17 protein-coding genes are annotated in these 25,506 nt (G+C 42.9%); 2 read left to right on the plus strand and 15 right to left on the minus strand.

Annotated features, from left to right (window positions below; genetic code table 11):
- Nucleotides 1-96: 96 nt before the first annotated feature.
- From rlmD to A5867_RS11025, 11 genes are all read right to left on the minus strand, one after another.
- The gene (rlmD, locus tag A5867_RS10970) at nt 97-1,464 is read right to left on the minus strand and encodes a 23S rRNA (uracil(1939)-C(5))-methyltransferase RlmD (protein WP_087627603.1); all 1,368 of its coding nucleotides are present in this window, start codon (nt 1,462-1,464) and stop codon (nt 97-99) included.
- A 244-nt stretch (nt 1,465-1,708) separates the two neighbouring features.
- On the minus strand, nt 1,709-3,538 hold the full coding sequence (gene typA / locus A5867_RS10975; protein ID WP_005236363.1) for a translational GTPase TypA: 1,830 nt from the start codon (nt 3,536-3,538) through the stop codon (nt 1,709-1,711).
- Nucleotides 3,539-3,665: 127 nt separating this feature from the next.
- On the minus strand, nt 3,666-5,003 hold the full coding sequence (locus A5867_RS10985; protein ID WP_087627604.1) for a sensor histidine kinase: 1,338 nt from the start codon (nt 5,001-5,003) through the stop codon (nt 3,666-3,668).
- Between the two features lie 27 nt (nt 5,004-5,030).
- Nucleotides 5,031-5,732 (minus strand): LytTR family DNA-binding domain-containing protein, encoded by a 702-nt coding sequence (locus A5867_RS10990; RefSeq protein ID WP_087627605.1) that lies wholly within the window; start codon nt 5,730-5,732, stop codon nt 5,031-5,033.
- A 199-nt stretch (nt 5,733-5,931) separates the two neighbouring features.
- A complete protein-coding gene (locus A5867_RS10995) occupies nt 5,932-6,390 on the minus strand; it encodes a hypothetical protein (protein WP_087627606.1) in 459 nt (152 codons plus the stop codon).
- Complete coding sequence (locus A5867_RS11000) at nt 6,387-9,458, minus strand: glycoside hydrolase family 3 protein (protein WP_249270047.1); 3,072 nt, start codon at nt 9,456-9,458, stop codon at nt 6,387-6,389. Before A5867_RS11000 ends, A5867_RS10995 begins: the two co-directional genes overlap by 4 nt.
- 81 nt (nt 9,459-9,539) lie before the next feature.
- Complete coding sequence (locus A5867_RS11005; RefSeq protein WP_087627607.1) at nt 9,540-11,114, minus strand: MFS transporter; 1,575 nt, start codon at nt 11,112-11,114, stop codon at nt 9,540-9,542.
- On the minus strand, nt 11,111-13,672 hold the full coding sequence (locus A5867_RS11010) for an alpha-L-rhamnosidase (RefSeq protein WP_249270048.1): 2,562 nt from the start codon (nt 13,670-13,672) through the stop codon (nt 11,111-11,113). Before A5867_RS11010 ends, A5867_RS11005 begins: the two co-directional genes overlap by 4 nt.
- Nucleotides 13,673-13,682: 10 nt before the next feature.
- Nucleotides 13,683-16,067 carry a glycoside hydrolase family 2 TIM barrel-domain containing protein gene (locus A5867_RS11015; protein WP_087627609.1) on the minus strand — a complete coding sequence of 795 codons (2,385 nt, stop codon included), beginning with the start codon at nt 16,065-16,067 and terminating at the stop codon, nt 13,683-13,685.
- 193 nt (nt 16,068-16,260) lie between these two features.
- The gene (locus A5867_RS11020) at nt 16,261-17,271 is read right to left on the minus strand and encodes a glycosyltransferase (protein WP_087628174.1); all 1,011 of its coding nucleotides are present in this window, start codon (nt 17,269-17,271) and stop codon (nt 16,261-16,263) included.
- A gap of 92 nt (nt 17,272-17,363) precedes the next feature.
- Nucleotides 17,364-19,796, minus strand: coding sequence for a glycoside hydrolase family 3 C-terminal domain-containing protein (locus tag A5867_RS11025; protein WP_087627610.1), 2,433 nt, complete (start codon nt 19,794-19,796; stop codon nt 17,364-17,366).
- A 234-nt stretch (nt 19,797-20,030) separates the two neighbouring features.
- Between A5867_RS11025 and glf the strand changes: the two genes are divergently transcribed.
- A complete protein-coding gene (gene glf, locus A5867_RS11030; protein WP_087627611.1) occupies nt 20,031-21,158 on the plus strand; it encodes a UDP-galactopyranose mutase in 1,128 nt (375 codons plus the stop codon).
- 135 nt (nt 21,159-21,293) lie between these two features.
- Here glf and A5867_RS11035 read toward each other — a convergent pair whose 3' ends face one another.
- The 3 genes from A5867_RS11035 to A5867_RS11045 form a co-directional block, all read right to left on the minus strand.
- Complete coding sequence (locus A5867_RS11035) at nt 21,294-22,061, minus strand: inositol monophosphatase family protein (RefSeq protein ID WP_016611043.1); 768 nt, start codon at nt 22,059-22,061, stop codon at nt 21,294-21,296.
- 8 nt (nt 22,062-22,069) lie between these two features.
- Entirely contained in the window at nt 22,070-22,342 is a 273-nt protein-coding gene (locus A5867_RS11040; RefSeq protein ID WP_008381425.1) for a UPF0223 family protein, read from the minus strand.
- Between the two features lie 207 nt (nt 22,343-22,549).
- Nucleotides 22,550-23,455, minus strand: a complete 906-nt coding sequence (locus A5867_RS11045; protein WP_087627612.1) for a hypothetical protein — start codon at nt 23,453-23,455, stop codon at nt 22,550-22,552.
- Between the two features lie 188 nt (nt 23,456-23,643).
- Here A5867_RS11045 and A5867_RS11050 point away from each other — a divergent pair, with 188 nt between their 5' ends.
- Entirely contained in the window at nt 23,644-24,168 is a 525-nt protein-coding gene (locus A5867_RS11050) for a type 1 glutamine amidotransferase domain-containing protein (RefSeq protein ID WP_087627613.1), read from the plus strand.
- 72 nt (nt 24,169-24,240) lie between these two features.
- On the opposite strand, the gene A5867_RS11055 is transcribed toward A5867_RS11050, so the two are convergent.
- The gene (locus A5867_RS11055; RefSeq protein ID WP_087627614.1) at nt 24,241-25,440 is read right to left on the minus strand and encodes an MFS transporter; all 1,200 of its coding nucleotides are present in this window, start codon (nt 25,438-25,440) and stop codon (nt 24,241-24,243) included.
- Between the last annotated feature and the right edge of the window lie 66 nt (nt 25,441-25,506).

Below are 25,506 nucleotides of genomic sequence, written 5' to 3' on the forward strand. Positions count from 1 at the left end.
ATTCGCCTTCTCTAGTAACTTTGTTATCGTAAGACTTTATGACAATTACCATAAAAAGAACTCACGGTCAAAATCACTGAAAAGAACTCGTTTTTCTTAACGACGTTCTAACAACACGACACACTCCACATGGGTCGTTTGTGGGAACAAATCAACAGGTTGGACTTCTTTTGTCACATACCCTTCTTCTTCAAACAACGCGAGGTCACGAGCCAAGGTTGCTGGATTGCAGGAAATGTAAACGATGCGCTCTGGTTTAACTGCAGAGGTCGTTTCAATAAAGCTGGCATCTAAACCTTTGCGAGGTGGATCAACGAAGACGACCGTCGGTTGAATGCCTTCACGTAGCCATTGCGGCATGATTTTTTCGGCTTTACCGATAAAGTAATGCACGTTTTCGACACCATTTCTTTTGGCATTGGCTTTGGCATCGTTCACTGCTTCAGGAATGACTTCCATCCCTAACACTTCTTTCACGCGATCAGCCAAACTGATCCCGATCGTTCCGATTCCTGCATAGGCATCCACAACGATATCATTTTCAGACAGTTGTGCCATCTCGAAGGCGGTTTGGTACAAGACTTCTGTTTGCGCTGTGTTGACTTGGTAGAAAGATTTCGCTGAGATTTGGAAGGTTTTGCCTAATAATTGATCATCGATCGATGACTTGCCATACAAGACACGCTCGAACTCGCCCATGATCACATTGGTTTTTTCTTCATTGATGTTTTGAATGACAGAAACAACTTCTGGAATCTCTTCGTGGATCACTTCCGCGATCTCTTCTCCCTTGAAGAATTTCGGTTTACGTGTCACTAATACGACCATCATTTCACCTGAGTGATGCCCACGACGAACGACAATGTGGCGTAAGAACCCTTCATGGGCTTCTTCATTGTAGGCTTTGACATTGAAGCGCTGCAAAATATCTCTGACTTTGATGATTGCTTGATCGATGTTTGGATCTTGAATATAAAAGTCTTCGATCGGTACCAGAGTATGGCTGTTTTTGCGGTAAAATCCAGTCGTTAATTTTCCATGAATCTTTTGCACAGGGATTTGCGCTTTGTTGCGGTAACCAAATGGTTTTTCCATTCCGATTGGTGCATTGACCTTGATTTCAGGCAGTTTGGCGATTTTAGCCAAAACATTCTCTACTTGCTGCTGTTTGAAGGCTAATTGTTTGTCATAGCTCAAATGACTCAATGGGGCGATCCCGGTGCGCAACAATGCTTCATTCGGTAATTCTTGTCGATCAGGACTTGCTTGCAACAGTTTCATCACTTTGGCAAAACCAAATTTGTTGCCGACTTTCAATACTTTGATTAAGGCTCGTTCATTTGGCAGGGTGTTTTCAATAAATAATAAGTACCCATCGACTTTGGCGATCCCATTTCCTTCATGGGAAAGATCCAAAATATCAACTTCAAGTTCCTGATTCTTTTTAACAGGATAATTTTTCATAGATTTCTCCTTTGTGCTTGCTTTCTTCATTTTAAAAAGGAATGGCCGAAATTGCAAGCGGTGCTTATTCTAACGGTTCAACTTGACTTCGAGCAAAAAAGAACCGAAGGAGGGAAATCGGCTGATTGCTTTTTCTGGGTCCTGCGGCGAAGAGCCGCTGCAACACAGGAGCAATCCCTTTTCCATCCTTCGGAAAATCGAACAGATCAGAAGTGTTTAAAACTTTTGATCACTGTTTTAGTTATCAGTTATTTTTCTTTTTCTGTGATTTTTCCCGTTCGCTCTTGTTCAAGATTTGTTTTCTTAAACGAATGCTTTCTGGTGTTACTTCACAGTATTCATCATCATTCAAGAATTCCAGTGATTCTTCCAAAGAAAGAATACGAGGTTTCTTGATAACTGAGGTTTGGTCTTTGTTTGCAGAACGGACGTTGGTCATTTGTTTTGCTTTCGTGATATTGACCGTTAAGTCTTTGTCACGAGAGTTTTCACCAATGATCATTCCTTCGTACACTTCGGTACCTGGTTCAACGAAGACCGTTCCACGTTCTTCAATACTCATGATCGAGTAAGTCGTTGCTTTTCCTGTATCGATCGATACAAGTGCGCCTTGATGACGGCCACCAATTTGTCCTTGGATCATTGGCAAATATTGATCGAAGGTGTGGTGCATGATGCCGTAGCCGCGAGTCATTGATAGGAATTCTGTCGTGTAACCGATCAAGCCACGAGCTGGTGCCAAGAAAATGATCCGTACTTGTCCATTCCCTGTATTGATCATATCTTGCATTTCTGCTTTACGCATTCCCAATGATTCGATTACTGATCCCATGTATTCTTCTGGGGTATCGATTTGCACCCGTTCAAATGGTTCGCATTTCACGCCATCGATTTCGCGTTCGATAACTTCTGGACGAGAAACTTGCAATTCAAATCCTTCACGACGCATATTTTCGATCAAAATTGACAAATGAAGTTCGCCACGTCCAGAAACGATCCATGAATCAGGTCCGATTGGATCCACACGCAATGAAACGTCTGTTTGCAATTGCGCCATTAAGCGTTCTTCAATTTTACGAGCGGTTACGAATTTTCCTTCGCGACCCGCAAATGGTGAATTGTTCACGATAAAGGTCATTTGTAACGTTGGTTCATCAATGTGTAAAACAGGTAATGAATCTTGATGATCGATTGGTGTAACAGTTTCACCAACGAAGATATCTTCCATCCCAGAAACGGCAATCAAATCACCGGCTTTGGCTTCTTGGATTTCTAAACGTTTCAAACCGAAGAAACCGAAAAGTTTCGTCACACGGAATTTTTTAACTTCTCCGTTTAATTTCATCAATGCAACTTGGTCGCCGACTTTGATTGATCCGCGGAAGACACGGCCAATACCGATGCGTCCAACGTAGTCATTGTAATCAAGCAATGATACTTGGAATTGCAATGGTTCGTCGCTGTTGTCGATTGGCGCTGGAATATGTTCGATGATCGTATCAAACAATGGTGCCATCGTTTTTTGTTGATCAGCAGGATCATCTGATTCACTTGAAGTTCCGTTGATCGCAGAAGCGTAGATCACTGGGAAGTCCAATTGGTCATCGTCGGCACCTAATTCGATAAATAGTTCTAAGACTTCATCGACGACATGCTCAGGACGAGCAGATGGTTTGTCGATTTTGTTGACAACTACGATTGGCACTAAGTGTTGTTCCAACGCTTTTTTCAATACGAAACGTGTTTGAGGCATCGTTCCTTCATAAGCATCAACAACCAAAACAACACCATCGACCATTTTCATGATCCGCTCTACTTCACCACCGAAGTCCGCGTGTCCTGGGGTATCCATGATATTGATTTTTGTACCGTTGTATTCAACCGCTGTATTTTTCGCTAAGATCGTGATGCCACGTTCTTTTTCGATCGCATTTGAATCCATCGCCCGTTCTTGTAATTGGGTATGGCTATCTAACGTTTGGGATTGTTTCAATAATTCATCAACTAATGTAGTTTTTCCGTGGTCAACGTGGGCAATAATAGCGACGTTGCGGATATCATTTCTAATATTCAATTTATAAACTCCTTTTTTGGTGACATTGCACTCGACAAGCCATTATACCAGAATTTCTTTCTGAAATATAGTGCAAAGTTTTCATTTTTACAGAAAAAGCAGACATCTTGTCGATATCTGCTCCAATTCATCCTCGTTTTGGCATAGAATGCTTAACGGGAAACAGCAATTTCAGTTCAAACCAGCCATCTTCTGTTTGGATCACCATCGTTCCTTTGTATTTATTCACCGTTTCGCGAACACTTTTTAACCCATACCCATGAAAATGTTTGTCTTTCTTGGTGGTGATCGGCAAGCCGTTTTCAAACGTCAAGGGTTCTTCGTAGCGATTTTCTAGGCAGATCAAAAGCATCTCCCCTTTACGGCTGATTTTCAATTGAATCAAGCGATTATCTTCTTTGGTAATTTTGCGGACACTTTCAATGGCGTTATCGATAATATTACCGAAAAGCGTACTGATATCCACTGAATTCATAAAAGAAAGGCTTGCCCCATCTGCAATCACGGTGAAGGTAATTTTTTCTTTCTGACAAAAGATTTGTTTTCCTGTCAAAACAATATCTAACACACTATTGCCGGTATCCATCCTTAAGTCGTACGAGTTGATTTCTTTTTCCATGACAGCCAAATAATCCTGTGTCTCCTGTGAGAGAGGATCATTTTTCAAAACATTGATCAAATGTTTCAGGTCGTGATACTTTTGATTGATGATCTCAATGCTTCTTTCCGAGGTTTGATAATTGATCATTTGATTTTTTAGCAAGCTTTCTAACTTCTGTACTTCAAACTTTTGTTTCATTTCATTCAATTGAACGTGGTAGGCAAATAGCAGCGCCACTCCCCCAAAATCCACCATCGTTCGAATATTAAAAATATCTCTAGCCATACTCCCACTAAAAGGCGTATTTTGATACACATAGCTGATATTGCTCATGGTGAATACCACGATCACGATAATCATCACCGAAGCGATTTCTCGATAGGTGATTACTTGTTCGGCACTTTCGATCACAAATCGTTTTTCCAATTTGTACAAAAGGCCTAACAGCATACTGCATCCCAAAAAAATAAACGCATAGGTTCCGATATAATCGAAGGAAACTTTGAAATCCAATACAAGAAAATAGTAGATTTGATACGTGAGTGATGCAGCAAATTCACCTACGATAAATGCCCTTGCAGTGAAATACAAGGCATTTTTCCACGGAATCTCAGCAGTGGTAAAAAGAAATAGAAACATTATAAGTGCTGAAATGATAATGATCGGAATAAAATAGACTTGTGAGACATCGGAATTAATGATTTCCATATGCAGATACAAGATCAAAAGGAATACAAAAACCCGTCCAATTTTTTTCTTGGTTAGCTTCTCTGTTTTCGTCAGTAATACGAAAAGTAAGGTACTCATCCAATAAGCGATCGCATAAAAAATACCTGGAGTTTCTGATAGTTGATACGGGGACAAAATTGCTTCACCTCATCTAATAGTCATTTAGACATGCCATTGTTTCGCCAGTGTATCCATGATCAATTTGCGTTTTCCTCGGCTGATAGGCAACTCTGCTTCTCCAACGATCACAGTCGAATGATTAATACCCGTGATATGCCTCAGATTGACAATAAACCCGCGATGGATTCTCAAAAAACGATCCGGTTGTAACTGCTGCTCCAATTCCCGCATGACACCGATCGATTCCAATTCTTGATCAGTTAATTTAAAAATCAATTTATGTCCTTGGCTTTCCACGTACTGAATCGCATCTTGATTGACGCGATAATAATTCTGTCCGGCTTTGATACGCAGAAAACTGTCTTCTTTCATCTTCAGTCGCTTGATTGTTTTTTTTAAATACTCCGACAACGAATAATAATTAAAGGGTTTAAGGATATAGCCAATTGCATTGACATCATAGCCTTTGACTGCATATTGCGCCGTACTGGTAATAAAAATGACGAAGACATCAGAATCCCGCTTGCGAATTTCCTCGATCGCTGACATTCCATCGATCAATGGTAGATGGATATCCATCAGCAGCAAATCAAATTCCGAGTCATAACGTTCTACGAAATCATACCCATCATGAAAGGTTTCTACTTGAAAAACGACTCCTTCTTTTTCTTGAAATGTCTGTAAATATGACAAGAGCTGTTGCCGATATTCTTCTTGATCTTCCACGATTCCAACACGGATCATGCGCTCACCAGCCCGCTGCGTTTTTTTATAGTCATAGTGTTTAATCTCCCTTCTTTAAAAAAGTAAAGCGTTTTTTTCGTCGTTTTTCTTATTTTATTTTAACATAATTTGTTATTTATGAAGCGATTATTTTTACGCAGGAAAAGCATAGAGAACGAGCGCTTTCACGTCTTCTCTATGCTTTATTTTTATCGCTTTACTAGGTAACTGTTTTCTTCTGTCCAACATCGAAAAAGGCTGCGATGACAGAGATCAACCAAGTGGCTACGAAGATAACAATGATCATGATGGCTTGAGAGCCAGCATCGAACGCCGCTTCATTGTTCATTTCAAGGTTAGAACCGAAAATATAGCCAAAGGATTCAAGTCGCATGCTGATGAAGTGCACACCACCTAAGATAATCAATAAACTAGCTACGATACGGCTGATATCAGCTGCCATTAACAGTGATTTGGTTTTTGCATAAAAGGATAGCCCAATCGTCAAAAGCAGGAATACTAGCGCTGCTGCTAACAAATACAGAACATTGACTTGCATGTCTTGATAATACGCTTTATTAACGTTGGAGATATACAAGAAGACCAAACTCGTCGTGAGGACGAAAACCAGCAGATAGATATACAAACTGATTTTTTGTTTCTTTAACATTGTCATCATTGTTCCGCTCCCTTCTTCTTCATTGAAATAAAGACATAGCCACTAAAGCTAATAACTGCTACTGCAAGGCCGCCATAGATTCCGACGGTCATGGCTGTCTCCCACCATGGTGTAATTCGGATCGTCTGAACATTTTGGGCGGCACTTTGGGCATAGGCATATAATTGATACTTCATGTTTTCTCTCGCTTGTTCAACAAATTGCGCATCTTGGGCTGCCAAATCAACGGTCAGATAAGGCCAAGCCTCTAAGACATTCGCCATCGTCTCATTTGAGGCAAAATCTGCCATCATCGTAACGCCTGCCATAATAATGGATTCTGGACGGAAGTAGCCGTTGTTGTTGACCATATCTGTCGTCAGTAAGCCATTGAAGCCCCACTCTTCTCGTAAAATATTGATCAACATTGGGACAGAATTATTCCCGTTCGTTGCACCGATCCGGCTGAAGGTCACCATTGCGCCTAACGCGCCGGCATCTTCAAATGATCCTTGGAAGGCACGTAAATCACCTTCACGGGCTTTTTGCTCCGTCATATAAGGCGCGATGCCACTTCGTTGTGTTTCTTGATCATTAAATGCCAGATGTTTTGGACCAATAATGATTCCGTAGTCCAAGGCACCTTTGACTGTATTTGCCGACATATAATTAGACAACATTGGGTCTTCAGAATAGTATTCATGGTTTCTTCCGTTGTAAGGGGTCCGATGAATATTAGCTGCTGTGCCCCAAATCAAGTAATTCCCACTCCATAGACCGTCATTACCAAGTAAGTTGCCCCATTCTTCTGCCAGCTCATGACTAAAGGTGCTGCCGATGATCGTAGCATTTGCCATCGTTCCTAGATGGTAATCTGCATTTTCATCCTCTTCATTTAACCCTCGACCACTTAGCGTTGTGCCGAAACCATTCGGACCGTCATTTTGATAAACGAGTGGCGAATTGATTTCTTCAATGACATCACTCGTACTTCCACCTTTAGCGATTCGCGGTATCAAGATGTCTAAAGGAATCTGATTAACTAGCTGATCCCAACGAATATCATCAATGTCAGTAACCCCTGCCATATCAGAAAACATCAATGGGTCTTCGATTCCATCTACATTGGCTTCCCCATTTTCCGTAAATTGATAGTTTTCATTCGCAAGGTTTTGGACCCATTCTTCCACTTTGTCACCGTCGATCGTCAAATCGTCATAGGTTCGAGGAAAAGTTCCTGCCCAATCTTGTCGAGTAAGATAGGTGGCATAGTCTGGTTTGTAGTAGTTGATGTCGGCATCTTCCAGCTGATTCACGATCGCTGTGCCATTTTCAGAATAAGCAAATGTTTCTTCGTCAACGGTTCCTTCTTCACCGATCGCCACACTCACTACCTGAGCTTCATTTCCATCGGTATCATGCCCTTTAGCTGCCAATACTGCATTGACGGCTTCGTGTGCTCCATCACCAACAGCAAAATAATAATCGCCGCCATCTAAAATATACCCGCCTAATCCGTCTTTCGCTGTCGAATCCCAGCTAGCCATATATTTCATGTCAACTTCGATCGTAACTGTTTGCGATTCAGAAGGCTCTAATAGCTCTGTTTTCTCAAATCCGATGAGATTGACAGCTGCCTTTTCAATGTTTTGCTCACGATTATAGTCCGTGTATGGCGCATTAAAGTATAGCTGACTAGCAAATTTACCGCTTACATTTCCTGTATTGGTAACAGTCACTGTCGCAGTTACTTTATTGTTTTCTTCGTCGATATCGATCGCATCTAAACGCTGGTCAAAGGTCGTATAAGAAAGACCAAACCCAAAATCATAGGTCACTTCATTGGCATAATCCCAAACGTCTACCCCATCGATCGCACCGACGTTGCTATCGGCTTGTCCAGCACCGACCACTGTATCATAATAGCGGGTTTCATAATATTTATAACCGGTATAAATTCCTTCGGCTTGGATCAAGTAGTGGTCGGCAGCTAATGACGCATCCCCACCAAAGCTTCCTAAAGGAGAAGTTGCTGGCAGTTCCCCCATCAAGGATTCCTCAAAACGAATTTGAGATAGATCATCCAACTCAATTTTACCAAAATTCTGCATCGCAGGGGAATTCGCAGTTGCAACAGCATAGGTGTCCGTCAAGCGTCCTGAAGGATTGACTGCTCCCGTCAAAATATCGGCAACACCTAAGAAGCCATAAGCACCAGGGAACCCAACGTACAAAATAGCATCGATGGCATCGTCTTTTTCCAGCTCGTCGATTTCCATCGTCGAACTGCTGTTGATCATAACGATCACGCGATCGAAGTTTTCTTTCGCAAGCTCAATCAAGGCTTTCTCGTTTTCAACTAGACCTAGCGGCGTATCCGTACCATAAACTTCTTGATCGATGCCTTTTTCTCCAGGATAGTAATCACTGCCCTCAGAGCCTGGTCGTGAAATCACCACAATGGCGGCATCATTATACTCAGCAAAGCTTTCTGTAAAGTCGGAATCATCATTTTGCGCCGTCTCATAAAGATCTGTTGCTGGTTCAGATGGTTCATAAGGGGTTGAAAAATTAGCTGGACGATGTCCGTAGATCGGAACGGTATTCCCAAAACGCTCAAAAGAGCCGGTCTGGATCTCCCCCAGACCATTGTAGATCTCCGTCATCGTAGGATTTAATTCAAATCCCCGTTCTTCTAAAGCTTCTTGCAGATTGATTTGGGAATCGCCAACAACGGTACTCCCCATTGTCCCACCTAAAAATGGATAAGCACTCCCCATCCCCAACAAGGTGACCCGATTCTCTGTTTCCGCTAGGGGCAACGCTTGATTTTGATTTTTTAATAAAACGGTCCCTTCTGCTGACATTCGTTCACCCAGGTCACGATGTGCTTGGATCAGCTCCGCACTAGTTTCGTAATCAGAAGTGAATTTGTCATCATTGATGATTTTGGTACTTGAAGTCCCAAGGGCACCATCAATGATCGGGCGCCACTGATCCGCAACGCCGGTCAAGCCCATCAAAGCACCTGACATCGATAATGACAGTGCAGTCATCCCTCTGCATAGTCGTGATAGATTTTGATTCATGTAGATTTCCTCCTTTTTTTCAACTCATGTTTTCCCACTGGATACGTTTCTTGAATGGTATTTTCTTATCTACTCCCTCCTTTAGGTTTTCATCGCTTCTTGCGATTGTTTTGCCCGTTGTTCTTCTAAAATCAATCGTTCTTGGGGATCGATCCATTCTCCGCCAGATTGGAGAACCTTTTCCTTCTGACTAGCTAAGATCAGCGCCTGATCTTCTTTCGTGTGCTTTTCTACGGTTAGAAAAAGGAGCAAGATCGCGATACCCGCATAACAAATCAGCTCAAACCCTAAAAATGCCCAAACAAGAACGGACGAAACTTGTGCGTTTTGGGTGATAGCAGTCGGGTCATAGCCGCTGAGCGTCAGCAAACTGTTGACTAAGGCATTCCCAACCCCTGTCAGACCTACCATGATCGAACCGTAAACAGACATCGTAAACCCATCGCTACGAAAGCCATTTTTGGCTTCTAAGTGATCCAGCACATCTGAAAGTAGCGCTAGTGTCACAAACATCGCAGGCACAGCACCGATCCCTTTTAAAACTAAACCGATGGCAACCGTTGTGAAATCATGGACATCAATAAAACTGATCAGGCCGCCTACCACAGCAAAAACGATCCCTAGCAAAACGGAATTGCGTTTACCCAGTTTGTTTGCTAGCGGCCATGCCACCAACATCCCAATTGCGGTCGGTAAACCAGCGATCAAACCTAGTGAGCCCATTGCGACACCGGCAGAGGCTTCGTCGACCACGGAACTAAACATCCAGCGAGCGTAATACCCCATCGATCCGTTTTTTACGAGCCCACCGAACTGGAACAAGAAGAAATAAGAGATGATCAACCACCAATACTTATCCGAAATACAGGCGGAGAACTGCTTTTTCAAAGAAATCTTCTCTTCTTTGATCGCTAGTTTGGCGTTTTCTTCAGTGATTCGTTCTCGGGTAAAGTAATACTCTAAGAAAATGGCTAGAAACGTCGTGACACATAAAAAGATCATCATCACGCGCCAGTTGTTATAGCTAGCTGCTCGATCGATCACACCCTCCGTCGAAACGAAAAGATAGCTTTGTAACAAGATCGGCACTAAGATACTTCCGCCTAACCCGACAGCCGCTACACCCGAGGCATTAGAAAATGTCGCTAATTTGCCGCGCTGATTACTATCTCGTGTGGATAAGGCGACCATGGAACTATGTGCTGTGTAAAAGAATGGATAGGCTACGGCGTAATAAAAATTATAGGAAAACGCCAGCCAGATCATCTGTAACGTCGGGGATGCGTTCGTTGGTGTAATGAATAGAAATACGATCGCTATCACCAATAACGGTGCAGAAATCAACATATACGGTCGAGCTTTTCCCTGGCTGGTTCGCGTATTATCGATCAATCGACCAACGAATAAGTTACCCAAAATGACAAAGACCACTGAGATTAATGGTAATAAGGCTGAAAAATGCCCGAACTGATTTGTATCTGTCCAACCAATCACATCGGAATAATAACGGTTCAAATAGGCACCGAAGATCGCATTGGAAAGCAATGCCAAAAAAGGCCCAATAAAATATCCTAGAAAAACTTCTTTCTTTTCGACTTTTGCGGTGGTGATTTTGGTCTTGAAGGCGGGCGATTCAAAAAGTGTTTTGACTTTCATGCGCTGCTTCCTCCTATTGCTTCTGAAAATTGATACTTTCCGTTGGTCAACTGATGGCGCTGACCACTAGGCATTTGTAAATGAGCGGTCGTCCCAATAGGTACCTGCACTTCAATCGAAAAGTAACCATCAGCGATCTGCCAATTGCTGATAATTTCGCCATAACTACACCTTACTTTCGTCTTGGCAAAGGTCAGATCACCACCAATGATCGGTCGCACAGTGAACACTTGATAGCCGCCTTTGATCGGTTCGATCCCGGCGATCCGCCGGTAGAAAAAGTCACCGACTGCCCCGCTGGCATAATGATTGAAGGAAACCATTCCATTGGTTCCATCATCGGCACCCGTATTACTAGTACCGTCTTCTCTCAAGGCATCCCAGCGTTCCCAAATCGTCGTGCCGCCAGCTTTTACTTGAAAAAGCCAAGATGGGCAGGTATCTGTTAAAAGCATTCGATAGGCTTCTTCTACATACCCATTATCCGCCAACGCAAACAAAATATACGGGGTACCGGGAAAACCGGTGCCGATATGATACTCGTTTTCTCGTACCAAACGTGCCAGATTGGCTGCCGCTTTTTTCGCATCTGTCTCTGTAAGCATTTGATAATACAGCGGTAAGACGTACGCCGTTTGAAATTCTTTTTTCACACGGCCATCTTTGTCCATCAGTAATTGACGATAAGCGGTGGATGTTTCATGAAAAATTTTCTGATAGTACGTACTATCTTCAGAATAGCCCAAGATCGTTGCAATTTGTGCTAAAAGATTGCTAGTGTTGGCAAGGCTAGCCGTGCCTGTCCATTTGCCCCGCAGCATCCACGTCCAAAGTTTGCCTTCAGGAGCGACCCAATCGCCATAATGATGCAGCAAACGCCAGATTCTTCGGTGCTTGCCAAAGGAAAACAGTTGCGCCCAAAACAGACACGCTTTATGGTATTTCTTCATCGCATGGTAAGTGGTGCGCAGAACTTCAGGATCGCCGCTACTCAGGTATTCCGCCCATGGAACCAATATCACCGCATCTCCCCAGTGGTCAACAGCCATTGGGATCATGATCTCCCATTGAAAGGGCACGACCACCAGCGGCACGGTCACCGGAATACCGCCACTTTTTCTCTGTTCTGATCGGACATCTTGGAGCCACTTCTCATAAAAACGGCGCATATCAAAGTTATTAGAAGCCGTTCGAGCAAACAAAGCAATATCTCCGGTCCAGCCCATTCGTTCATCTCGTTGTGGGCAATCGGTGGGAATATCGACAAAATTAGATTTTGCTCCCCATAAAATGTTACTTTGCAGCTGATTCAACTGAGGATTAGAACAAGTAAAAGAGCCGGTTTCCCTTACGTCAGAATACAAAGCGATTCCTTCAATGATGATTGCTTCTGGATCGATTCCTTCGACACTCAGATAGCGAAAGCCCATGTAGGTCAACCGTGGCTGATAGACTTGCTTTCCCTCCTTGCAGGTGTAAATAATTGCTTGCTTCGCAGTCCTGAGCGGTTCGGTAAACAGTTCGCCATCCATCAAAATTTCAGCATGTCTGATCGTTAGTTTCTGACCTTCATTTCCTTGAATGGTCAGCTTGACAATACCGGCAAAATTTTGCCCCATGTCATAGAGCCATTTTCCACTCGGTGATCGTGTCATTGACTTTGGCTCAAAAACCTCATGCTCTCGCACAGGTACACCAATTTGGGCAATGATCCGCGGCTTGATTTTGACTGTTTCAAGGGAAGCTGGTTGCCACGAGCGTTGCGTTTCATGGAACCGTGCATCGTAAATTTCGCCGTTGTAAAATTCCGCCTCTTTTAACGGACCCTCCATTGCTGTTTGCCAGTTTGTATCAGTAACGATCTTCTCAAAAGACCCATCACTGTATTCAATGTGAACCTCCGCTAAAAAGGCTTGTCTTTTGGCATAGACGCGGTTGCGTCGTGCGTAGGTAAAGGCACCAGAAGCCCATCCTCCTGCCACGACAACTTCCATTTCGTTGCTCTTTGCCAACTGTTTTGTGATGTCATACGTTTGATACTGCAACTGATGTTTATAAGAGGTGAAACCTGGAGCAAAATAGTCGCGACCAATTTTTTCTCCATTCAGGGTCATCTCATAGATCCCTAACGCTGTGGCATAAATTCGTGCCTTGACAACTGACTTTTGACAGGAAAAGGTATGTTTGAAGTACATCGGTTTTGGCGATGCTTTCTTCTCCGTAAAACGATAACTTCCATTGGTGATCCATGATGCTGAAAATGAACCGTCCATCTTCCCCGTCTCAAAATCGCAACCGGCTGCTGCTTGATTCCCTTGATCATCTTCTACTGTCAAATGGACGGTATAGGCGGAGAAAGGCTCCAATGGCGGACCATCGTAATAATGATGATTCCCATTGGTCGCATCACACGTCCATTCCCCCAGCGTTAAGACTGCTTTTTTGATCGTTGTATTTTGTCTTTGACTGGCAACGGTATAGGAAAAACAAGGATTGGACTTATCAGTGACGCATTCCTTTTCTAAATCTTCAACAGTAAAACGCGTAATCTCTAGCATACATCCTCCTTCATTTCGTGTCATTGCTTTTTTTCACTACTTCGTTTATCTGAATGGCTGTACGCTCAGACCTACTTCCGTCAGCTGCCATCAGTTCGATTTCGTTTGCTTCAGAATCAGCTTGCACGATCGCTAGTGCTTCGCCATAATAGGTTTTCGTTTTCGAACCAGTATAGCCTTCTGGGTTGTAAGGACAAGCATGACCTAACCCTAATAGCTTACCGCCTTTGACAGAAACCGCGACTTCATGGTTTTCCATCGGCTTTAAAATGCCGTTGCGATCGGTATACCGCAAACGAATAAAGGCCAGCCCTCGAGGAGAAACAGTACTACTTTCAGGTTCAAGCGTTAACTGAGTTTCTTTTTGTGCGGTCACTAAAGAACTACGGCCAATTTCTTGCTCATTTTCGTCATAAGCAACAACGGTCAATGTGCCACTTTGATAAGTGGTCTTGACGACGGTTCGACAATCATTTTTCATTTTTTTCTTAACGACAAGCTGATCATTCAAATAAAGAGCGATTTGAGCCGCTCGAGCATAGACTTCGACTTCGGCTTTCTGACCTTCGCAGCCCGGCCATGTCCAAGAAGGCATCGCATCCGTCAATTTCCATGCGGATGGTGAATGTTTGCCTTTTTGATAAACAGGCTTCACCGCTAAAAGGGGCGTTGTGGTTTTTTCGAATGCCACTTTTGTGTAAAGGGTTTCGCCACCTGCTGCACCAGTGATATCCAAGCGACCGCTTCCAGCGGTCAACCAACCAGCTGGACTGGCATTTTTAGGATAGGCATCTTCATAAACCCACGAACCAATACCGGCTTCACCGATATAGTCCATGCCTGCCCACACGAAATCTCCAATAATTCGAGGGTGTTTTTTTGCCAGTTCCAAGAAATAAAAAGCATCCTTACAGAAAGTTTCTGTCCCTAAAATCAGCCGCTTCGGATATTTTTTCAAGTCTTTTTTATAGCGTAAAATGCCGTAATTGTAGCCGGCTATGTCCATATTGGCAAATGATTCATAGGTCGTACGGTCACTTCCTCTGAGGGTTGCCCCCAACTTCATGGTCTTATCGCCCAACAAACCAGCCAGCTTATTATAAAACTCACTTCCGACAGCTTTTTTCTTTTCTTTTTGGGCTTTTTCATCAGTATAGACCCCAAAGCCTAGTGAGCTTAGATAATTGAAAAAGATGTTGACACCACATGTTACCGGTCGCGTTGGGTCCAACCCATGCAAGTGTTCCGTTAGTTCTTTCGTCAGCTCGATTCCCCGTGGCTCGGCTGTTTCCGAGACTTCATTCCCCGTCGAATAGAGGATCACGCTAGGATGATTAAAATCTTTGTCCACCATGTCAGCAAGATCCTGACGCCACCAATCACTAAAATCATTAGCATAATCGTAACGGGTTTTATGGGTGTACCACATGTCGACATATTCATCCATGACCAGCATTCCCAACTCGTCACAAGCATCAAGTAGTGCTTTTGAGCAAGGATTATGGGCTGAACGAATCGCATTATAGCCAGCTTCTTGCAAGAGTTTGACTTTTCGTCTTTCGGCATCTGGAAAAGCAGCTGCGCCTAACAAACCGTTGTCATGATGTATACAGGCACCTTTTAAAATGCGACGAACCCCATTAATCAAAAGCCCCGCTTCCGAATCCCATGTCAGCGTTCGTAAGCCGAATCGAGTTTGATACTGACTGCCTTCATACTCAATTTGACACTGGTATAAGTTCGGCTCTTCTGGTGACCATGCCTTTGCATTGGGCAGCGGTAGGTTGATCTGTGCTGATCCGTCGATCGAGACATTTGACCTTGCGATCACTTCCTCCCCATCGATAATCGAGAACAGCGCTTCGCCTTTACTGTTGGATTTTAAAGTCAATGAAATGACTGGTGGTTTTGTTGATACAGTAGTGATTTTTATGCCATTTAGCAAAAGATGCTTTTTCGGTAAAACGAGTAGATTGACGGGACGGTAAATCCCTGTGCCCGTATACCAGCGACTATTTGGCTGATCGGAATTTCGAGCAATGACCTCTATAGTATTTTCCGATCCAAAATGCAAAAAAGCATCCGCTTCAACATAAAAGTTGGTGTATCCGTATGGACGAAAACCAGCCTTTTTTCCGTTGATGATCACTTCGGCGTTGCGATAGACTCCTTCAAATTCAAAAACGACTTTTTTTTCTTGGTAGTCCGCAGGCACGAAAAATGTTTTCTTATAGAGGTAATCAAGTCCTTCATACCAGCCGATGTTGGCAGCGCCTAAACTCGATTCGCTTCGTGGCTCTTCGCGCATTGCATCATGTGGGATGGAAACAGGTTTCTGATTGTTTGTGCCTAAAACACCACAGACCCAACCTTCATTAAAATTTATGATCTCCAAAAGAATCCCTCTTTCTTCCTCAATTCTTTACGAAACCAATTATAGCGTGCACAACAAGCGAAAAAACGCTTTCTCACGAATGGTCGACTTTTTTGCACGAACGGTTATGATTCTAAAAAGAAAAAGGACAAACCTCATTTATCCGTAAGGTTTGTCCATAGTATTGAAACGATCTCATCTAATATAAGTTGCATCAATTAAAGCCATAAAATTTTTGAGCAAGGTGGTAAAAGCCTAAGGAAGCTTTTCGCCCGATAGCTCCTGGAAAATGGACGCCGTGTCCTAAGAGACCGAACCGTAAACGAAAATACAACAGCTGATCTCGAGAGCGAATCAACTTCCAAAGATCCTTTTTCTTTAGCAAACTTTCTTTCGACCCTTCTTTGATCAACAAAATCGTTGAAACAGTTGTGATTGCTTCTAAATATCGTCGCATATAATGAGTGACTTCTTTGCCAGCTTGATCCAGTGAAAGATAGTAATCGATCATTGTCCGATTGACTTTCAATTGCTGGTCGATACGACTGATCATCACTTTTTCATTGACGGACTGATCCGATCGACCAATATAATAGCGATAAAAATCGACATTTAAGTAGACCATTTTTTTGACGTACGGCAATGGTTCATAGACATACAGATTATCTACATAAAAGGTATGTTTGGGCAACTGCAAGTTTGCTTTTTCTAATATGCTTTTGCGATAGATCACTGAGTGCATCAATAGGTACTTACTGAATGGAAAACGCACGTCCGCCCAGCCGAATGGTTTATTTTCTGGCAAGAAGCGTTGATAATGGATGCAACGCTTATTTTTCTTCCACTGGGTTTCATAGACGTAATTGCTGATAACCATATCGATCGAATTTGCCTGTGAATCGCTTGTCAAAAAAGTCAAAATTTGTTGGTATGCCTCTTCATCTACCCAATCGTCGCTATCTACGATTTTGATGAAGGTGCCACTAGCAACTTCTAAGCCCGTATTGATCGCTTGACCATGTCCGCCGTTTTCTTGATGGACTGCTTTGATTTGCTTTGGGTAAGAACGCTGATAGCGTTCAGCGATCGCTCCGGTTTGATCATGGGACCCGTCATTTACAATAATGATCTCAACGGTTTCCCCTCCTACTAATAATGAATCAATACAGCGTTCCATATAATCTTGCGAATTATAGCATGGAACAATTATACTTAAAGTTTTCACGCTTGATCCCTTCCCCACATTTAACTTTTTTTGCTTCTTTCCCCAAAGTGTTGCAGCAGATTTATTTTTGTCTTTTGAAAAACATGAAACCATCAGTGAAGCTGCGATAGTTGTTTCTTATACTTTCTTTGTAGCTTTTTGTTGCGGATAAATGCCCGACAAAGCCCGAAGCTTCCTTTGAAGAAGTGCCCGTTGCATATAATCAACAATTGGTCGATCATTGCCATGCTGACCATCCCATTGGTCATTTTGGCGATGCCACGAAACGGCATGTTCCAAATGAATAATAAGTTTAGATCCAATTTTCCTTTTTTTTCGTTGCGCTTCCTCATGGTATTCAAGACAAGAAAAACCAAACGACCTAGAGGACTTTTTGCCTGCTGCAACTCTGCAATAGTACTGTTTTTGGCTAATGGCTGATCGCTTGATTCTTGCGGTAATGGTTGGTTCAAAAACTGTGCAAAATCATGTAGCGTTGCTTGTTCGATCCGCTCAGGATAAATAGCTTGTTCGTTCACCGTTCTTGGTCGTAAAGTGGCGGCTTTCTGATCGATCAAAAGCGTGCCTTGAAGTTGGCTCTCTTCACAATTCCCACCAATAAATAGGGTATATTCTCCTGCCTCAACTGCCCAGCAATTTTGTTGGCTGTCATAAACACGAAAGGTCTTATCATCAAAAGGCAATGTGACCGTGCGTTTTTCACCACTGGCTAAGGCTACTTTTTTGAATCCTTTTAATTCTTTTTTCGGTCGCATCAGTTGACTTTCTTTCAAACCAACATACAATTGGACTACTTCTTCACCATCTCTGTCTCCAACATTTTCAATTGTAAATTTTACCTGATTTTCTTCAATGATTAAACCACTATAAGCAAATTCCGTATAACTTAGACCGTAGCCAAACGGAAACAAAATTGGTTTTTTAAACGTGTCATAATAGCGATAGCCAACAAACAGTCGCTCTTTGTAATAGGCAAAGCGGCTTGTTGCTGGGAATTCTTGACCGAACAAAACATCGTCATAGGAATATGGATAACTTTCTGCTAGTTTTCCGCTCGGATTATATCGACCGAAGATCACATCAAGCATCGCTGAAGCGCCTGCTTGTCCACCTAAGTAGCCATGAAGCACACCAGCAGCTTTATCCAGCCAGGGCATTTCAACAACCCCTCCCGCAGATAAAACAACAATTACTTTTGCAGTCGTCTGACAAAGTTTTTCAATCAACTGATTTTGATTTGCGGGCATCGCCAACGTCTCACGATCGATCCCTTCACTTTCATAGCTCTCATCAAGTCCGGCAAAGACCAGCACAACCTCACAGTCATCTGCTAAAGAAACAGCTTCTTCGATCAATGCTGCTTGTTCTGTTGCTGTTTTACTACTACTTTTTCGGACATAGCCTTGTGCATAACCTGCCATTTCAGGAGTATAATCGCCAATCTTTTCTAAAATCGACTCGACTTGTTTCGCATTTACCATCGAAGACCCCGCACCTTGGTACCGAGGTGTTTGAGCAAAATCGCCAATAATTCCAACCTTTTGCTTAGGATTTAAAGGCAAGCAGTTGTCATCATTTTTAAGCAGAACCACGCTGCTTCTGGCTGCTTCTCTTGCGACTGTATGATGCTGTGCCCAATCGATCGCATCTGTTCCAGATTGCTTCTTCGTCTCTGAGAAGACCGCTGCTAGTTCAGCAACCCGTACATCAAGCTCCGACTCAGCCAAACGATTCCTTTCAATTGCTTCAATAATTTCTTGTGCGCCAGCGATCCCTTGCCCTGGCATCGCCAAATGACAGCCATTTCTGACCCCTTCAACATGGTCATTATCCCCGCCCCAGTCGGAGACAACAAAGCCAGCAAATCCCCATTCATCTCGGAGAATCTCTTGTAATAAGCGTTTGTTTTCATTGGCGTAAATGCCATTGATCATATTATAGGCGCTCATGATACTTTTAGGTTTTCCTTCAGTGACGGCGATTTCAAAATTTGTTAAATACATTTCTCGTAATGTCCGCTCATCAACGATGGAATCCGATGCCATTCGTCTCGTTTCTTGACTATTGACAGCAAAATGCTTCGGGCAGGCAATCGTCCCGTTTTCTTGAATACCTCTGATATTTGCAGCCGCCATTTTCCCTGCCAAATAAGGGTCCTCACTGAAATACTCAAAATTGCGCCCGCCTTTAGGATTTCGCTTGATGTTCAGACCTGGACCCAAAACGACATCAACCTCTAACGCTTTTGCTTCTGATCCAATACATTCACCAACCTTCGCAGCAAGTTCACAGTCCCAGCTGTTTGCAATTGTTGCCGCCGGCGGAAAACAAGTTGCTGGAACGCTTTCATTCAGCCCCAGGTGATCTGCTTCTCCCATTTGTTTACGAATACCGTGCGGACCATCTGCCATAAAAATCGATGGACAGATCGCTGGTAGCTCATGTGTCTCCCAAGTATTTTTTCCTGAAACAAACAATGCCTTTTGTAAACGTGTTAATTCTGCGATTTTTTCTTGGCTATTCATCTAAACCCAACTTTCTGCTATGTATAAATCATACGTCTATAAATCTACTAGCAGTAGTTTATCATGGAAGCGCCAAGCAATGAGCGCCCTTTCATGAACGGTCGCTTTTTGCTCATGAATAACCAGCCAATTATAAAGATTCTTTGACTCTTTTAGAAAACGCTTGCTTTGATCGGTGGCAGCCTTTATCTTAGAATTTGTATATCTTAAACAAAAGCTGAGAGGAGCGAACACATGAAGACTGGCAACTACCAGTACTTGATCGTTGGTGCGGGCTTATTCGGGTCGATCTTTGCCCATGAAGCAGCCAGAAAAGGGCATCGTTGTCTGGTGATCGATAAGCGTGACCACATCGGAGGCAACTTATATACTTATCAAGAAGACGGCATCACCGTTCATCAATACGGCGCCCATATTTTCCACACGGATAGTAAACATATTTGGGCATACATGCATCGCTTTGCTGACTTCATTCCTTTTACCAATCAAGTCTTAGCGAACTATCAAGATCAATTTTATAATTTGCCTTTTAATATGAACACCTTTTATCAACTCTGGGGGGTACGAACACCGACAGAGGCACAAGCGATGATCGCTGAACAGATTGAAAGTGCTGGAGTGAAAGGTAAGCCTAAAAATCTTGAAGAACAGGCGATCCAATTAGTGGGAACCGATATTTATCGTAAGCTGATTGCCGGCTATACTCAGAAGCAATGGGGAAAGCCCCCTCGCGAGCTGCCGAGCTTTATCATTCGTCGACTGCCGATTCGTTTCACCTATGATAACAATTATTTCAATCATCGGTTTCAAGGGATTCCCGAAGGCGGCTATACGCCGATTTTCCAGAAATTATTAGATGATGATCGGATCGATGTTTGTTTGAAAACGGACTTTGAAGCTGAAAAAGCAGCCTATTTAGCACGTTTTCCTAAAATAATCTATACAGGACCGATCGATGCCTTTTTCGACCAAAGATACGGTCCTCTAGAATATCGTTCGTTACGTTTTGAAACAACCAAACATCCATCACCAAACCTTCAAGGAAATCCCGTGATCAATTACACGGATGAACGGATTCCCTATACGCGCAGCATGGAATGGAAACACTTCGATAAGCAAGGTGATCCTGGCACATCCATTCTGACCAAGGAATATCCAGCGCCATTCACGACGGATGCTGAGCCCTACTATCCAATCAATGACGAAAAAAATAACCAGCTGTATAAAAAATACAAACAGCTGGCAGCGAAACAGTCGCAAGTCTTATTCGGTGGACGTCTCGGCTCCTATCGGTATTTAGATATGGATCAAATCGTCAGTGAAGCATTAAAGCTGGTACAAAAAGAACTTACTGCGAACTAAAAAGGCTGGGCTACCGTTTTCGCTACTTAAGGACAGCGTTGACTCCCACCAGGTCCAACGAGTGGGAAACGGAGTTTCCAGCCTTTTTTTCTATGCGTATCAGTTCATCGATTATCAGATAGTACGCAAGCTTCCTTATTGATTGACGATCGCCAATAATTCTTCAAAAGCTTTCGGTGTACCGCCTACGAACAATTCCCGTCCATTCAAGGATAGCGGCTCTCCTTTGATGTTTGCCATTTTTAATCCAAGGGTTTCTAACAAAACGCCCCCTGGCGCATAATCCCATGGCGCAAGATGAGAAAGATAGCCTGCTCTTTGTCCTTTAGCGAGGGCAATCAGCTCTACCCCAGCACAGCCAGTCATACGAATGCCTAATGCTTTGTCACTGACCTCGGTTTCGTGGTGGCGGTTATGGATCAACATAGGCGAATTCAAGCCAACGAGACCTTCGGATAAGGCAATATCTTTCGGCGGTTCGATCTTCTCGCCATTGTTATAGACACCAATCTCTGGACCACCCCATAAGAATTCATCTTTCATAACATTATAGACAAAGCCAAAGCGCCCTTTGCCCTCTTCGTAAATCGCGATCATGATACAAAAGTTTTCTTTTTCTAACACGAAATTCATCGTTCCATCGATCGGATCAATGATGAAGACCCGCCCACTCATGTCGGCAAGTGTGTCCAGTCCGTTTTCTTCACCTAAAATTTTGGCATCCGGATCATAGGATTGGATCTTACCAATCAGAAAATCTTGCGTGGCTTTATCCAATTCTGTCACTAAGTCTTTCCGTCCTGATTTTGTCTCGACCACTAAGTCTTCTTTATTTAAATTGTCTTTGATCGTTTCACCTGCAGCGATCATCCACTGGCGAACTTCATTAACGATTTCATGCATTCGTTGATCTACCCTTTCATTTTTAGTTTTCCCTCAGTCTTTTTCGCTGCCTGCACAGCATGGTACAGCGAATAGCCTGATAGTTCTTCAAATTCTCTGCCTAAACGGCGTTCCTCGCCAATGCTAGGAACGACTTTCTTAAAGGCTTGATACGCCTCAAGAAACGTACTACTAGGAAGGCCTTTTTCATAGGCTTGTTCTAATCGTTCCCACATCTTCATGACGACGACCATTTCATCTGTCGACCAATCTAAGTCAAGAGGATATTGATAATCCCGCATATTACCACTCCTATTCATCTTATTCAGTGTACCACAAAATTAAAAATAGGTCAGAGCCTCCGCTGCAAAAAAGGTACATCCTAGCAATGAATGTACCTCTTGTATACAAACTATTGAGATTTTTAGAAGCTGAAACCCATGAATCTCAAATAAGAAGGAAATTCCTTTGTTCTTTCAACGAGATTGCTTATTAGAAAATGACCAATTTCAAAAAGGTTCGTCTAGAAAAGCCTGCAAAAACAAAAAATTTTTAATGATAGTAATTGATTTCCACCACTGTTTACTTATGAAAAACTCTGGGTAATCCGTTCCCCATTGCCATGGAATGACAAATGATCCATCTTCTTGTTGGTATTTTAAAATTTCTTGGGCTTCTTTTTTACATAATTCTTCACTAAAGATCCCAAGCAGCTGCTCTCTTGTAAAGAAAAAATTTGAAGGTTTGCTGACATAAGACGTGAACCACTCTTCTGGCTCGTTTGAGACAGTATGGCGAATTTGCTGGAATAAGATCTCGCGAAAGCGTTCATTTGCTAAAACAGGCTGATACTGGATTTCTTCACAGTCTTGTAATAATTCTAGATAGACGACTAATGTGTGCATTTCACTGGTTGGCTCCTTAAGGAAACTTGCAACTGCTGTTTCGACGATTTCTTGTGCTTTTTGATAGAGGGTAGCTTCCCCTGTTTTTAAGATCATACCAGCTAGACTTACTGTTGGGTTGTCTGCTGGCACGCCTACAGGACTTTCCCACCAAATCGCATGCGGATAGGATACCGTTGACGGCACTTGGTTGAACCATTTCCCTTCAGAAAACTCTTTTCCACTAGCTAAATACCTTAAAATCCCTTGGACTTGTGGATTTGTCGAATGAAGGCATTCAAGCTCTCTTAAAATTCGACATGCCTCCCACACTGCAATCGGTGTACTGTTGGGATTCCAATGATCAGGTTCCAAACCATGCCCATACCCACCATCTTCATTTTGGTAGAATTGTAACGCCTGTAATACAGCCTCGCGAGATCCATTTTCAAAATGATACTGCCAACGAGCAAGGTCTAAAGGGCGCGCGTTTTTGTAAATAAATTTTCGAGCATTTTCGAATGCTTCCACATCTTCGCCTCCTTTGGCTTTCTTTCATTATCTCTTACTTTCCTAATGATTACAACGCTTACATCACTACCATTTCTCTGAATGACCATTCTCAAAATAGCTTCTTGGCATTTTTTAAGAAGCATACTTTTGGTGTTTCTCTTTGCATGATGTTACAGTAAGAATAACAAGAAAAAGGAGGAATTCTCTTGCGTTTAGAAAACAAAAAAATCATTGCCTTAGTCGACAATGATTTCGAAGATTTAGAACTGTGGTACCCGGTCCATCGGTTACGGGAAGAAGGCGCGCAAGTCGATTTAGTCGGTGAAGAAGCGCATAAAACGTATATTGGCAAATACGGTGTACCCGCAGAATCAGCCTATGCTTTTTCTGATATTCATGCCGATGACTACGATGCCATCTTAGTTCCAGGTGGTTGGGCGCCTGATAAATTACGACGTTTCCCAGAGGTCATCTCTTTCGTGCAAACGATGGACAAAGACGAAAAAGTCATTGGTCAAATCTGTCATGCAGGCTGGGTCTTGATTTCTGCGAATATCTTGAAAGACAAGACGGTCACCAGTACACCAGGCATCAAAGATGATATGACAAATGCTGGAGCCACATGGGTGGATACACCTGTGGTTACGGATGGACATATCGTTTCCAGCCGCCGTCCTCCAGATCTACCAGACTATATGCGGGAATTTATCGCTGTATTAGAAAAGAAATAGTACCCGTTAATCAGATTCAAAAGAGTTGCGACCGAAGCAAATACGGCCGCAACTCTTTTTTCTACCTATCGATCATTCGCTTAGGATCGCTAGTTTCTTGTTACTTTTAGGGATTTTTTTCACACCGATAAAGGTCAATGCAGCACCTAGAACGGCAAACCCAGTCCCAACCAAAAGCATTTCCCAAACACCGAAGCTTTGGATCAGCATCCCGCCCAAAAGATTGCCAATCACGCCACCGATCGTGGTAGCAATGATAATAATCGTTTGTCCAAAAACCCGATCTTCATCTGCCAAACTATGGTTGAACAAATAAGCCGAAGCTGGAATAAACAAAGCAAAACTAACTCCTTGCATCAAATGGCTCAATTCCATCAAGATAATGGAGCTGATCAACAGCATCAGCACCCCACGAATGGCAAAGGCAACACTGGAAAACAACAGCCAAAAACGGCTAGACCGTATCCTCACTAACTGTTCAAAGAAAATCATGCCTGGCAATTCGCATAACGCCGCAACCATCAGGGCGATGCCAACTTCCTTACTGCCACCGCCAATATCGGCAAAAATTTGTGCCAAAAAGCTGTTGATCATCGTGTGGAAGCTGAAAAGAAAGCTAAACCCGACAAAGAGAAAGAGTAAAAAAGGATATTTTTTCAAAAAGGCCCCTGAATGACTTTGTTCTGTCAGCATCACGGGCATTTCTGGCTTCTTGATCGCTGGCAGTAAAAGCAAAATAATGAGAAACAAAACAGCCTGCCCGATAGCGATCATAGGCAAAAGGGCTGCCGAAAACTCCTCTAAGAGCTGCCCCAATAAAAAGGAGGTCCCCGCAAATCCTAGTGACCCACCCGCACGCGAAAAACCAAAATTGATTTTGTTGCCGCTATTCGTGTATTCAAACGCCAAGGCGTTGAGAAAGGACTGCATGGAAACGAGCAAAATCCCTCCTAAAACATAGGTCAGTATTGAGAATTCAGGGAAAATCACACCTGCTAAGAGCACCGCGACCACGCCGATTGTCATCGTTTTCAAGACAACGATCAGCGGTACTTTACTTTTTTTGATAATGACTTGACTGATGAAGGGCTGCAAGATCGTAGACGCAATATTGACTAAGGCTAAAATACCGCCAATTTTTGCTGGATCGACCTTGAAATAAATCAAAAAAAGGGTCGCAAAGCCATAGATTGAGCAAAACATCATCCAATAAAGAAATTGCAAACTTGTGTAGTAAAACCGAATCCTCTTGTCACTTGCATGATTACGCATACATCCCCCACCTTATCCATATTCTTTAGCAACTAAATATAGCATAGAACCGATGGATTTACTATC

The organism is Enterococcus sp. 6D12_DIV0197, assembly GCF_002174385.1.
Lineage (GTDB): Bacteria > Bacillota > Bacilli > Lactobacillales > Enterococcaceae > Enterococcus_D > Enterococcus_D casseliflavus.